At 34.4% G+C, this 12584-nt stretch carries 16 protein-coding genes; 5 read left to right on the forward strand and 11 right to left on the reverse strand.

Translation table 11 applies throughout. From position 1 onward, the window contains the following. Window positions 1-252: 252 nt before the first annotated feature. The 4 genes from yaaA to P700755_RS00820 all read right to left on the reverse strand — a co-directional run bounded on the left by yaaA (window position 253) and on the right by P700755_RS00820 (window position 3446). Window positions 253-1014 carry a peroxide stress protein YaaA gene (yaaA, locus tag P700755_RS00805; protein ID WP_015022851.1) on the reverse strand — a complete coding sequence of 254 codons (762 nt, stop codon included), beginning with the start codon at window positions 1012-1014 and terminating at the stop codon, window positions 253-255. An 86-nt stretch (window positions 1015-1100) separates the two neighbouring features. After that, window positions 1101-2138, reverse strand: coding sequence for an RluA family pseudouridine synthase (locus P700755_RS00810; protein WP_015022852.1), 1038 nt, complete (start codon window positions 2136-2138; stop codon window positions 1101-1103). A gap of 32 nt (window positions 2139-2170) precedes the next feature. After that, on the reverse strand, window positions 2171-2728 hold the full coding sequence (locus tag P700755_RS00815) for a PASTA domain-containing protein (protein ID WP_015022853.1): 558 nt from the start codon (window positions 2726-2728) through the stop codon (window positions 2171-2173). A 70-nt stretch (window positions 2729-2798) separates the two neighbouring features. Further along, on the reverse strand, window positions 2799-3446 hold the full coding sequence (locus P700755_RS00820; RefSeq protein WP_015022854.1) for a rhomboid family intramembrane serine protease: 648 nt from the start codon (window positions 3444-3446) through the stop codon (window positions 2799-2801). A 53-nt stretch (window positions 3447-3499) separates the two neighbouring features. Between P700755_RS00820 and P700755_RS00825 the strand changes: the two genes are divergently transcribed. Further along, entirely contained in the window at window positions 3500-4381 is an 882-nt protein-coding gene (locus tag P700755_RS00825) for a lysophospholipid acyltransferase family protein (protein WP_015022855.1), read from the forward strand. 7 nt (window positions 4382-4388) lie between these two features. On the opposite strand, the gene glmM is transcribed toward P700755_RS00825, so the two are convergent. Then, window positions 4389-5774: a phosphoglucosamine mutase gene (gene glmM, locus P700755_RS00830; protein WP_015022856.1), complete on the reverse strand. Its 1386-nt coding sequence runs from the start codon at window positions 5772-5774 to the stop codon at window positions 4389-4391. A 102-nt stretch (window positions 5775-5876) separates the two neighbouring features. On the opposite strand from glmM, the gene P700755_RS00835 reads away from it, so the two are divergent. After that, window positions 5877-6473 carry an acyl carrier protein phosphodiesterase gene (locus P700755_RS00835; protein WP_015022857.1) on the forward strand — a complete coding sequence of 199 codons (597 nt, stop codon included), beginning with the start codon at window positions 5877-5879 and terminating at the stop codon, window positions 6471-6473. Continuing rightward, window positions 6470-7171, forward strand: coding sequence for a hypothetical protein (locus tag P700755_RS00840; RefSeq protein WP_015022858.1), 702 nt, complete (start codon window positions 6470-6472; stop codon window positions 7169-7171). Before P700755_RS00835 ends, P700755_RS00840 begins: the two co-directional genes overlap by 4 nt. Here P700755_RS00840 and P700755_RS00845 read toward each other — a convergent pair. The 5 genes from P700755_RS00845 to P700755_RS00865 form a co-directional block, all read right to left on the reverse strand. After that, window positions 7168-7536, reverse strand: a complete 369-nt coding sequence (locus P700755_RS00845; protein WP_015022859.1) for a DoxX family protein — start codon at window positions 7534-7536, stop codon at window positions 7168-7170. The genes P700755_RS00840 and P700755_RS00845 overlap by 4 nt on opposite strands. A gap of 80 nt (window positions 7537-7616) precedes the next feature. Then, the gene (locus P700755_RS00850; protein ID WP_015022860.1) at window positions 7617-8150 is read right to left on the reverse strand and encodes a DUF4252 domain-containing protein; all 534 of its coding nucleotides are present in this window, start codon (window positions 8148-8150) and stop codon (window positions 7617-7619) included. Between the two features lies 1 nt (window position 8151). Further along, window positions 8152-8685, reverse strand: a complete 534-nt coding sequence (locus P700755_RS00855; protein ID WP_015022861.1) for a DUF4252 domain-containing protein — start codon at window positions 8683-8685, stop codon at window positions 8152-8154. A 4-nt stretch (window positions 8686-8689) separates the two neighbouring features. After that, window positions 8690-9124: a hypothetical protein gene (locus tag P700755_RS00860; protein ID WP_015022862.1), complete on the reverse strand. Its 435-nt coding sequence runs from the start codon at window positions 9122-9124 to the stop codon at window positions 8690-8692. Beyond that, the gene (locus P700755_RS00865; RefSeq protein ID WP_015022863.1) at window positions 9111-9620 is read right to left on the reverse strand and encodes an RNA polymerase sigma factor; all 510 of its coding nucleotides are present in this window, start codon (window positions 9618-9620) and stop codon (window positions 9111-9113) included. The genes P700755_RS00860 and P700755_RS00865 overlap by 14 nt, the downstream gene beginning before the upstream one ends. Before the next feature lie 97 nt (window positions 9621-9717). Here P700755_RS00865 and P700755_RS00870 point away from each other — a divergent pair, with 97 nt between their 5' ends. Beyond that, on the forward strand, window positions 9718-11133 hold the full coding sequence (locus P700755_RS00870) for a S41 family peptidase (protein WP_015022864.1): 1416 nt from the start codon (window positions 9718-9720) through the stop codon (window positions 11131-11133). A 2-nt stretch (window positions 11134-11135) separates the two neighbouring features. Further along, entirely contained in the window at window positions 11136-11831 is a 696-nt protein-coding gene (locus tag P700755_RS00875; RefSeq protein WP_015022865.1) for a hypothetical protein, read from the forward strand. On the opposite strand, the gene P700755_RS00880 is transcribed toward P700755_RS00875, so the two are convergent. After that, complete coding sequence (locus tag P700755_RS00880) at window positions 11828-12475, reverse strand: response regulator (RefSeq protein WP_015022866.1); 648 nt, start codon at window positions 12473-12475, stop codon at window positions 11828-11830. The two genes, P700755_RS00875 and P700755_RS00880, sit on opposite strands and share 4 nt — an antisense overlap. Window positions 12476-12584: the final 109 nt, after the last annotated feature.

The following is a 12584-nucleotide window of genomic DNA, read 5'->3' on the forward strand; positions in this document are numbered from 1 at the left end:
TCTTTTTTAATACTTATACTTACTTCATCTTTTTAAAATAGTTTACAACTATTTTAAACGTGTTAGAAGTTCCATTGAGGTAAACAGAGAAATATCAAGTATTTCCACTAATTGGTAATTTAAGTTAAGGTTTAGCAAATAGCACCATCGACATTTATATTTACCAAATCAATTTGATAGATCAGAAAATAAATAATTTTGAAAAAAGTCTCTATTGATAGTAATGCTATGATCGTATTAAATCACTAACAATTACCTGATAAATACGGGATCATCCTCATTTTCCGTGTATTCTTCAGAGAAATGATAGTTATCGTAATTAAACCCTTTAATTCCTTCTAAAGTCTCCACATCCTTATCCAAAATATACCTTACCATAGAGCCTCTTGCTTTCTTAGCATAAAAACTGATTATTTTCAATTTTCCATTTTTGAAATCTTTGAAGACAGGAGAAATTAATTTTGCCTTAATTGTTTTGGTATCTAAGACTTTAAAATATTCTTGACTTGCTAAATTTACAAGTAACTCCCCTTCTGTCATTTCTGAATTTAGTTGATTTGTGACTTTTTCTTTCCACACAGCATACAAATCTTTGTCTTGTTCAATAGGCAACTTAGTGCCCATCTCCAATCTATAAGGCTGCATAAGATCTAAAGGTCTTAAGACTCCATACATACCTGATAAAATACGAAGAGATTTTTGTAAGGCCTCTATCTTATCTTTTGGAATTGTGTAAGCATCTATACCGCTATAGACATCACCATCAAACATATAAATAGCTGGTCTGGAATTATTCGAGGTATGAGAATCTTTAAAGCTTTGATAACGCCCATAATTGAGATCGGCAAGTTTATCACTTATACTCATCAATTCGGCTATCCCATCTTTGGTCATCTTAGATAGCTCATGATTGATTTGAGCAGCTAAGTCCTCAAAAATTGGTGTTGTATGTTTATGGGTTGGTAGCTTATCATTTTCATTTAATGATTTAGCTGGTGATACTATAAGTTTCATGTTTTATTTTAAAAATAATCGAAATCAAACAACTTGAGGATCTAGTTAACTAATTATTAAAAATACAGTTATCAAAGAAATTGATACTAAATATTTTCTTTGCTGTTTTTAGCATAATTTTTCCAACGCTCAATACATTGAGTCATGTCTTCGGGAATTTCTGAATTAAATTCCATCCATTCTTTAGTTGTTGGATGTTCAAAAGCTAATTTTTTAGCATGTAAAGCCTGCCGTGGTAGAACTTTAAAACAATTATCAACAAATTGTTTGTATTTAGTAAACGTGGTTCCCTTAAGAATTTTATCACCGCCATAGCGCTCGTCGTTAAATAAGGTATGCCCTATATGTTTTAAATGCACACGGATCTGGTGGGTTCGACCTGTTTCTAATTGACAAGAAATAAGAGTAACGTATCCTAAGCGTTCAATCACTTTATAATGAGTTACCGCAGGCTTACCTTGATCTGCATCATCTCCAAGATAAACTATGTTCTGAAGTCTGTTTTTCGGATTACGTCCAATATTTCCTTCAATAGTTCCCTCCTCTTCATTGAGATTTCCCCAAGCTATTGCCACGTATTCCCTTTTGCTGGTCTTATGAAAAAACTGTCTAGAAAGATAAGCCATAGCAGCTTCGGTCTTAGCAACCACAAGAAGTCCACTGGTATCTTTATCGATGCGATGAACAAGCCCCGGTCGATCACTACTATTGTTAGGTAGATTTTCAAAATGATAAACAAGAGCATTAATTAAGGTCCCTGAATAATTTCCATGACCTGGGTGAACAACCATACCAGCTGCCTTGTTCACCACAAGCAAAGCATCATCTTCATAAACGATATCCAAAGGAATATCTTCAGGAGTCAATAAATTCTCATAAGGAGGATAAGCTAAAAGAACTTTGACTTCATCCCCCGCTTTGACTTTATAATTTTGTTTTACAGGAATTCCATTTACATAAATGTTACCATCCTTAGCGGCCTGTTGCACTTTATTACGTGTTGCATTTTCAATGAAATTCATTAAAAATTTATCTACACGAAGGGGCTCCTGACCTTTGCTTGCTTTAAAGCTATGGTGTTCATAAAGTTCGTCGTTTTGGTCTAAGTCCTCCTGTGTTTGCATACTAATTATCTTGTAAACTCTTATTGATTATTTTATCTTAAACTACCATCTCCGACCACTAGGTCTATAGTACTGCTCTTCTGAAGAAAATCCCCAGCCTCTATGGTCTCTCCTTTATGTCTTAATTCTAATATAGCTCCCTTAGCAATATCGGGTCTCATTATAATCTTTCCAATTTTAAAACCCAAAGCTATTAAGGTAGGCTCTACCTGTCGCCTTGTTTTTCGAATTAAATTTTGAGGAATTTCAACATCGATATATCCTGAAGGATTAAGCGTAATGTATATTTTTCTATTTACTTTTACCCGTTTTCCTGGTTTTGGAACTTGATCCAGGACAGAAAATGGTGGGTATTTTGGATTAAAACTAGCTGAGTCTAATATTTCTCTTCTCAGATTCATTTCTTCAAGTTTCTTGTCTACGATGTCCAATTGAAACTTTGAAAGGTCAGGAACCTCAATCGTTTCGTTGTGATTGGTAGTTACATCAAGGTACTTTAAAGCTCCAAATATCAAAGCGACTAAAACAACAACTGCTAGAATCAATTGAACCAAAAAAGTCTTACTGAATATAAATTTAAAGAGTTTCATAGGTGAAATTAAATACAAATATAGATAAGCGAATTATAGAATGAAATGAACTAGACATATATTCTTAAAATTATAGTTTTCCCATCTTTTGTAAAACAAACAAAACTAAAATAGGAACCGCTAGCAGAATAACCATGAGTAGGTGTTCTTTTAATACCCAAGGCGATAGCAATAGAGTAATAAAATACCCTCCCATCGCTCCACCAAAGTGGGCATCATGACCTACATTATCTCTTCTAGCTTTCATTGCCCAAATGGAATAAAACAAATAGCCTATTCCAAATACATACGCTGGCATAGGAATAATGAAGAATAAACCTAACATCATATCGGGCTGGAGCAGAATGGCTGCGTAAAGGACTCCTACAACAGCGCCACTAGCTCCAACTGCAGTATACCCATAGTCATCTTTGTGAAAATAAAGAGACAATAGATTTCCTATAATCAAACTTCCAAAATAGACCAACAAGAATCCCGTTGTCCCTAAAAAACTTGTAACACTAGAAGCAAAAAAATAGAGGGTCAACATATTTACGAAAAGATGAGTAGTATCCACATGAAGAAATCCCGAACTCAAAACTCTTATTTTATCACCGGCCTTTATGGAAGACACGTCAAATTTATACTTATTGAAGAATTGAGAATCCTTAAATCCTTTAAAAGACATCAAAACATTTGCAGCAATAACCGCTATAATAACTAAATCGATTCCACCCATAATTTTAAATCAGTAAACGCCAAATATACCTATCTTTGGCGAAATTTTGAGTGATGCATGCACTGGTTTTTTATTTAGTTTATCCCTTTATTTGGTTGATTTCGATTTTACCCTTCAAGGTTTTATATTTCCTTTCTGATGTCTTTTTTATTGTGATTTTTAAAATCTTTAGATACCGTAAAACAGTCGTTCTTGGAAATTTGAATTTAGCCTTTCCTAAAAAATCGAAGCAAGAGAAAGCAAAGATTGCTAAAGAGTTTTATAAACATTTTTGTGATTTGATTTTTGAATCAATCAAATCTTTAACCATTTCTGAAGAAGAAATCAAAAGACGCTATTCACTTATTAATATTGACGAAATTCAAAAAATTGAGAACGAAGGGAAAAGCGTTGTTGTAATGATGGCTCATTATGGTAATTGGGAATGGATTTTTATTATGCAAAGACATCTAAAATCTAGAGGTTATGCTGTTTATAAAAGATTAAAAAATAAATATTTTGATAGACTCATTAAAAAAACTCGAGCTAAGTACAACAGTGATCTCATTACTACAAAAGAAATTATTCCAACTTTATTAAAGGCTAAAGCCGAAAATAAAACATCTATCAGTGGTTTTATTTCTGACCAATCTCCTAAAATCGATAAAGCGTATCACTGGCAAAAATTTATGGGCATAGAAGTTCCTGTTCATACCGGTGCAGAGATGATAGCTAAAAAATTAGACTCCAGTATTGTTTTTTGTAGTGTCAAAAAAATTAAACGCGGGCATTATGAAGCCACGTTTAAGACAATTGTCAAAGAACCCATAGGTGTTGCTGATTTTGAGATTACCGATCAATTTTTAAAATTCGTTGAAAATCAAATACTCGAAGCTCCAGAGTATTACCTCTGGACCCATAAGCGCTGGAAACACAGGCGAGTTTCCAGCGAATAGATTTAATTTAGCTACTAAGCTCCCTGAGTTCAAAAATAAAACGCTTGGCTAAATTATCAGCTTCGTCCTGACTTTTAGCTTCCGTATAAATTCTGATGATAGGTTCTGTATTGGACTTTCTTAGATGAACCCAGTTCTCTTTAAAGTCAATTTTCACACCATCAATAGTCGTTATATCTTCAGTTTGATATGTTTTAGCGATAGCCTCCAACACCTTATCGACATCCAAGTCTGGTGTAAGCTCTATTTTTTCTTTAGCCATAAAATAGGAAGTATAAGTCTGTCTGAGCTCCGATACTTTTATTTCTCGTTCAGCCAATAAACTTAAAAATAGGGCAACCCCTACCAAGCTATCTCTTCCGTAGTGAGACTCTGGGTAAATGACTCCTCCGTTACCCTCTCCACCAATCACCGCTTTCACTTCTTTCATCTTAGCGACTACATTAACCTCTCCTACAGCACTTGCAAAATACTCACAGCCATGCTTTTCTGTAACATCTCTCAAAGCCCTAGAAGAAGATAAATTGCTCACCGTCGCTCCTTTTTTACGACTTAAAACATAATCAGCTACGCTCACTAAGGTATATTCCTCTCCAAACATCTCCCCTTTTTCATCGACCAAGGCCAGTCTATCGACATCGGGATCTACAGCGATGCCCAAATCTGCATGTTCTTCCTTAACCAACTTGGATAAGTCTTGAAGGTTTTTAGCCAAGGGTTCTGGATTATGAGGAAACTCTCCCGTGGGCTCACAGTATAATTTCACGACCTCTACCCCTAGCATTTCCAAAAGAGGGGGTATAGAAATACCTCCCGATGAATTTACGGCGTCGACTACCACTTTAAATTTGGAATTCTTAATCCGGTCGACTTCTACCAAGTTGAGTTTTAGCACCTCTTCTATATGTAAATCTATGTAAGCATTATGAAATGATATTTTTCCTAAATCGTTAACCTCTGCAAAATCAAAATCTTCCTCTTCTACAAATTTTAAAATCTGTTCACCCTCTTCTGCATTTAGAAACTCCCCGTCTTTATTGAGTAACTTTAAGGCATTCCATTGTTTAGGATTATGGCTTGCCGTAAGAATAATGCCGCCGTCGGCATGTTCCATAGTCACAGCAACTTCTACAGTAGGTGTCGTAGACAGTTCCAAATCCACCACATGAATACCCATTCCGGATAAGGTCTGCATCACTAGTGATTGAACCATTTTTCCGGAAATTCTGGCGTCACGACCAACAACAACTTTGTAATTATCTTTTCTTCGTTGTGTTTTGATCCATTTTCCATAAGCTGCAGAAAATTTAACAACATCTAAGGGGGTTAAATTCTCACCCACTTTGCCGCCGATAGTACCTCGAATTCCTGAAATAGATTTGATTAATGTCATATTTGTTTGGATTTAAAAAGTTTTTAAGTGTAAATATACAAGTCCATAGATTTAACTCCATAATAATTTGCTAAAAGTGATAAGAAAATATACTTTAGAGCAATGAATTATTTAGCTCACATCTACCTTTCTGGAAATGATGATTTTTTAAAACTAGGAAATTTTATCGCCGATGAAATCAAAGGAAAGTCTTACAAAAAATTTCCAAAAGACATTCAAAAAGGGATCATACTCCATAGAGCTATAGACGATTTTACAGATCACCACCCTTTAGTCTCAAAAGGGTCCCATCGCTTCTTTGATGCTGTAGGACACTACAACGGTGTTGTTATCGATATGATTTATGACCATATATTAGCAAAAAATTGGAACACCTATTCCAAAATGGACTTAAACCTGTTTGCAGAGGATTTTTATCTGCTTCTAGACGCAAATATGGATACCTTACCTAAGAAAATATCCAGAGCTGTTCCATATATGATAGAACATAACTGGCTGGTGAGTTATGCAAGTATTGAAGGTTTACGCGAAATTTTAAAACAAATGAACAACAAGACTAAGCATGATACTGCTCTTCAAAAGGGAGTAGATATTTATATAGATCATCAAAAAGAATTTGAAGACGAATTTGAATCGTTTTTTGAAGACATAAGAGCGTTTTGTAAAGAAAAAATTAAAAGTATCAATCAGAATTTATGAAATGGATTTGGAAGACACTTAAGTATATTGGAATTATCATCCTCTGTATAGTTGTAGTACTAACAGCAATTGGAGTGATCATTTCTGAAGACTTGCCAGAAGGCACAGAAGGTGCTAAAGCCGATGAATTTGCCAAAAAGATTTTAAAAGAGCTTAACTATGATGCTTACAAAAACACCAAGGTGATTAGCTGGACGTTTGCGGGAATGCATTCTTATGAATGGCATAAAGATCAAAATTATGTGCTGGTAAAATCTGGTGACGAGGTGGTGAGGCTAAATTTAAAAGATTATGAGGCTAGTCAAATTATATCTCCTAAAGTTATGGACGACAAGATACGTCAGCAACACATCCAGAGGGCTATTAAGAACTTTAATAATGATTCCTTTTGGTTAATTGCACCTTATAAACTGATGGGTGATGAAGTAGAAAGAAAAATTGTGAATGTGGAAGGAAAAGAAGCCTTATTAGTAACCTATACCTCGGGAGGATCTACACCAGGTGATTCCTATCTTTGGATTGTCGATGAAAATTATAGACCTAAAGCTTTCAAAATGTGGGTTTCAATAATTCCTATAGGTGGAGTTACTTCTAAATGGAAAGACTGGGTAGAAACCCAGTCTGATATGATTTTGTCTAAGGAAAAAACGATTTTTGGTTTGCCCATTTCTATTACAAACCTTGAAACTTCAAACTAAAATAAAGCGATAATAGCGGACATCACAAGCATTAAAAAAGCGGGTAATGAACGCTTGAGAGTATCTTTAATTTTGACGTGCATACCAATAGCTCCTATCATTAAAACCCCCATACCTACGGCTCCAATAAGACCAAGATTTGCATCCGTTTTGAAAATACTTATAACTAAAAGTGCAGCAAAACCTATTTTAAGAAAACCAATTACAGGAACAAACCAACTAGGCAAGCCATAATTACTGAATTCTTCATTCATATTACTAGCTCCATTCCCTCTCCATTCCGTTTTAGTATTAAACCTTAATAACCAGACATTTAAAATGCCGATAATAATAATGATTTTTAAAATTATAATAAAAATATCCATAAATGTTTAATTTTTCATAAATATCTTAAATAAATTCAAAGAACAAGAACATATAACAAAATTTTAATCGCTCTTTAAGTTTATTGCATCGAATCTTCCATAAGACCTTCAAAACCAGAAATTGCTCCTAGATTAAGTTGATCTCCCATTTGGGTTATTTTAAATATATCGTTGGGTTCAATATTACTTCCCCTCATTCTCAGCAGCAACATCCCCATTTTGACATCGTATCCAAAAAAGACAATTTCTTGAATATCCCCTTCATTACCAGAATACAGAAATTTAGCCTCCCGGTCTGCTCCGTTAAAATTGATAAGAGACTTGTATTCTGTTTGGTTTAAGATGGTTCGCAATGCAGTCCTTTCTTCTTCTAATGTGAATTCTCCTTTATCTTTAAGAAGAGCAAGAACATTTATTTTTTCGATTTTCTGTACACTCTCCTTTTCCTCTAGACTTAAGCTGTCTAGGTTTTGAATAAGAAGATCCATTGATAAACTTGCTGAAATAAATTCAGGATTACTTTCTTTTTCAACTAAATACTTTTGAAGACTTGGGTTGGAATCACAAGCCAACAAAGTACTTAAAGCTACTAAACCTATTATGAATGATTTCATCTTACTTATTTTTTATGTTTTCTAAAGATTTTGCTCCAGGGATATTCATTTGACTGGTTAACTTTGATATGTTTTTCAAGTCAATATTTCCGTTGATGACCATCAAAACCGATTGCGTATCTGAAGCTTCTGATGAATTAATAAACATCAAGAGTTGACTCACATAGTCATCTGTTTTACCGGGTTTGATATAAAAGTTTACATTTTTACCATCATCTTTAATTCGCATCAATTCCTCTAAGTTATTCTTAGATTTTAAGATGTTAAAATCAGCTTGAAGCTGTTTTCCATAGTCAAGACTTTCGGTGGTATATACCTTTATGTCCTCTAGATTTTCTACTAGCTCCAAATAGGACTTCACGTCTTCATCATCACTGCCGAGATCGAGTTTACTCATTAATTTAAACATGCTTTTATTAACAACAATAGAGGTGATCTCTCTTACATTATCATATTTACTAAAATCCTGAGCCACTGCAGTTGTGCTCATACAAGCGACGGCCATTATTAGACCTAAAATTTTAATTCGTTTCATAGCTTTATTTTATTATTTTGTTTTTTTGAGTGTTGAATACTTCTATATATTCCAATTTTTCCAAACCTTCATTCATATTAAAGGACAGAAAGTTCAGTGCATTTTGTGTTTTTTCGAAAGCTATTCTAGCTTCTTGCATATCCTGTTGCTTTTCATAATATGTAAAAAACCATACAGCACCGATAACAACAACTATACTCGCCGCGATGTTGAGCCATAAGAACTTATTAGGCTTAGGAGATTCAACATCAAGTTTTACTTTTGAAGTGGTTTTTGATTCAGTTTCAAAATAGCTGAATAGAAGAGCGTAAGGCTCGAAGTCTTTATCGTAAAACTCACTAGCAAAGTAAGACTTTAAGTCGCGTTCTTGTTCTAAAGTTGTTTCTCCATCGTCATAAAGATCCAACAACTTGGTTATATATGCTTTACTGAAGTCCATAGGCAGACGTTTTTTTTAATTCGTTCATAATCTTTTTTCTAGCTCTCGATAAGGCCACTCTCACGGATGTAGAGTTCATTCCCATAATTTCTTCAATTTCTTTATTCGAAAATTGCTCGACGTCTCTTAACTGTATGATAGCTCTTTGCTGATCTGGCAAAGCATCAATAAATTTCTTGACCAAGTCAACTTCGTCTCTAGCTTCAATTTGAGATCCAAGTCCTGAGTCAGTTTCAGAATAAGAATTATGGACCAACTCGAGCGTTTTGTGGTGTTTCGATTTTAAAACATCGTAACATAAGTTTTTGGTCATCGTCATGGCATAAGCTTCCACATTGGTTACCGCCGATAACTTCGCTTTCATATTCCATAATTTCATAAGAACATCTTGGGTTGCATCTTTAGCTCCAGCTTCAGAAGACAACAAACGCAGTGAAAACCTAAATATTTTATCACTTACAGGCAGTATATGTTTGTTATAATCTTCAGAAGTCATATTGAGTCTGTTTTTAAAGAAGACGATGCAAGATATGTTTTGTTACATTCTTAAAGAACTTTCGCAAATTTGTTTATTTTTATCTAAAATTTGACAAATGAAAATATTAAAACTTTTTGTATTTGTAGGTCTATCCCTCTTATTCTTGAATTCTTGCCAAGATGACCGGGATGATAATATTACCAATATCAACGAGCTCGCAAATCAAGAAGATATAAAAGATTACATGTGGAAGGCTATGAATACATTTTATGTATACAAAAGCGATTCTCCAGATTTGGCAGACGATAGATTTGAAAACACTCCCGAGTATAGAGACTTTTTGAGCAGTATAAAACTACCAACAGAATTTTTCAATTCTCTATTGGCAGACCAGGATCGGTATAGTTTTCTGGTATCAGATTTTGTTACACTTGAGCAAAATTTAGATGGAATTTCTCTTGATAATGGAATGGCATTCGGTTTAATTAGATTTATAGGAACGAATACGGTTTTTGGCTATGTGAGATACGTTATTCCGGGTTCCCCAGCAGACTCTGCAGGTTTGGAAAGAGGGATGATTTTTAACCGTATAGATGGCATAATCTTTTCACCAGATACAGATTTCAATCCACTCCTAAATCCTGCAAGTTATACCCTTGGGTTGGCAGAACTTCAAGGTGGAGACCTCGTTCAACTTGATCAAGAAGTCGCATTAAACAAAGTTCAATTGACAGAAAACCCAATCCATGACCAACGTGTTTTGGATATTGAAGGCCTTAAAATAGGTTATCTGATGTATAATAACTTCAGGACGCCATTTAATACGGAGCTCAATGCTGTATTTGCAAATTTTGCTTCTGAAGGTATTAGCGACCTAGTTTTAGATTTAAGATATAATTCTGGTGGGAGTATCGAAACGGCCAAAGACTTATCGAGTATGATTACTGGACAATTTAACGACCAAGTTTTCGCTCAACAGCTTTTCAACGCCAATTTTGAACCCAGAAATCTCATCTTTGATAACCAAATCAATACAGGTGAAGCCATCAATAACTTAAACTTATCTCGCGTTTTTATCTTAACCACAGGCTCTTCAGCCTCTGCTAGTGAACTAGTCATCAATGCGCTAAACCCTTACATCGATGTGGTCCAAATTGGCGACACAACCGAAGGAAAGTTTGAAGGCTCTGCCACTCTTTATGATTCTGAAGATTATACCAGAAACAATGTAAGTTTAGAACATACCTACGCCATTCAGCCGCTAATTTTAAAGACAGCCAATAAGGATGGATTCACTGACTTTTTCGATGGTTTAGATCCAGATATTGAGTTAAATGAAAGTTTTTCAAATCTTGGTATACTAGGTGATCCTAATGAAACTTTACTCAATAGAGCTCTTCAGGAAATTATCCCTGGGTTTGCTCCGACGTCAAATGAATCAAAATCAATACACTCTATTGAACTTTTAGGGGAAGACGACATGAGTTCTCCAAGCTTTCAAAGAATGTATATAGAATATAAAAATAAATAATCTTGGAAGAGGAAAACCAGCTGATATTTAAAAATTTACAGCGGCAAGTTGAGATGTCACTCTTGTTCATAAATCTAAAAGCAGAATATAAATCGTTATTAAACAAAGTATCTCACGACTTAGCCTCTCCACTTAGTTACTTAAAATTTTCTTCGGAAATTCTTCAATCTCAAATCGGTAGTAAAAATCAAGAAGACTTAATAGAAACAGGCCGTGTTATTTCTTCCTCTACTACCATACTTAGCGATCAAGCCAAGCAACTAGTCACGGAAGGAAAGTCTATACTGCATCTAACTGGGTTACCGAAAACGAGCCTAATAGAACTCATGACTTCAAGCCTAGACTTGCTGAAGATAGACGAAAAATCCATAAACCTAAAAGGAAACCTGACTGCTAAAATTGTTAATTTCCCAGAGCTATATCATTATCTCTTATTTTCATTGATCAAGGAATTAACGAAGATTGAATTCCAATTAATATCAATTGAAGTGATGCCTTGTAAAAAAGATCTGAAAATTACTTTAAGTGGAGATTTAAGTCAGCCTTTAGATGACACAAAGATTGATATTATAATTAACGACTTAAAACACCAACCTCTAGTCGACTCGGTATTGAATGCAATGCAAGCAAAAATCAATTATACCAAAACTCTAAAACTGCTTTGTGTGGAAGTAGTGCTATCTAAGGCAATGTCTTAATCGACAAAGTTATTGAAGCCTGTTCTATACGCATCCACTAACCCAATATTATTATTGATATTTAGCTTTTGCATAATGCGTTTCTTATAAGTACTCACCGTTGATTTCTGAAGATTAAGCTCACCTGAAATATCTATGTTTGACTTCCCTTCTGCCAAAAGAGCTAATATCTGAAATTCCCGATGGGACAAAATATTAGATAAGGATAGATCATTTGCTCCATTATTGTTAAACACCTCATCTTCGATATTTTCATCTACAAACCGTTTATCGTTTTCTAAAACTTTAATAGCTAAGGCTATTTTTTGAAGTGGTTGTGATTTTCCTAAGTATCCATCTGCCCCATTTCTAATAAAATTGATGGCATATTGAGGCTCTTCATAAGCAGAATACATCAAAATTTTGGTTTCAGGATAATTAGCTTTTATGTTTTTTACAGTCTCCACAGTATTCCCACCAGGCATTTTGATGTCCAAAATGATAAGATGAATATCTTCATGACACAACATTTGATTTCTTAACTCGTTGACAGAAGATACCTTTATAATTTCTGGACCAGAGATAGTTTGTCGTAAAATAGACTCTACCCCATGCTTGACTACATCATGATCGTCTGCTAGAATAATTTTAGTAATTTTTTTCAAATTATTTAAATTGGGTATAAATTTATACTAAGGTATGAAAAGTAGTTTAAATACTACAACTTTATTCACGCTTAGATGCGAAAAAAATAAAACCAAGGTTTTATTTGAT

Source organism: Psychroflexus torquis ATCC 700755 (assembly GCF_000153485.2).
Taxonomy (GTDB): domain Bacteria; phylum Bacteroidota; class Bacteroidia; order Flavobacteriales; family Flavobacteriaceae; genus Psychroflexus; species Psychroflexus torquis.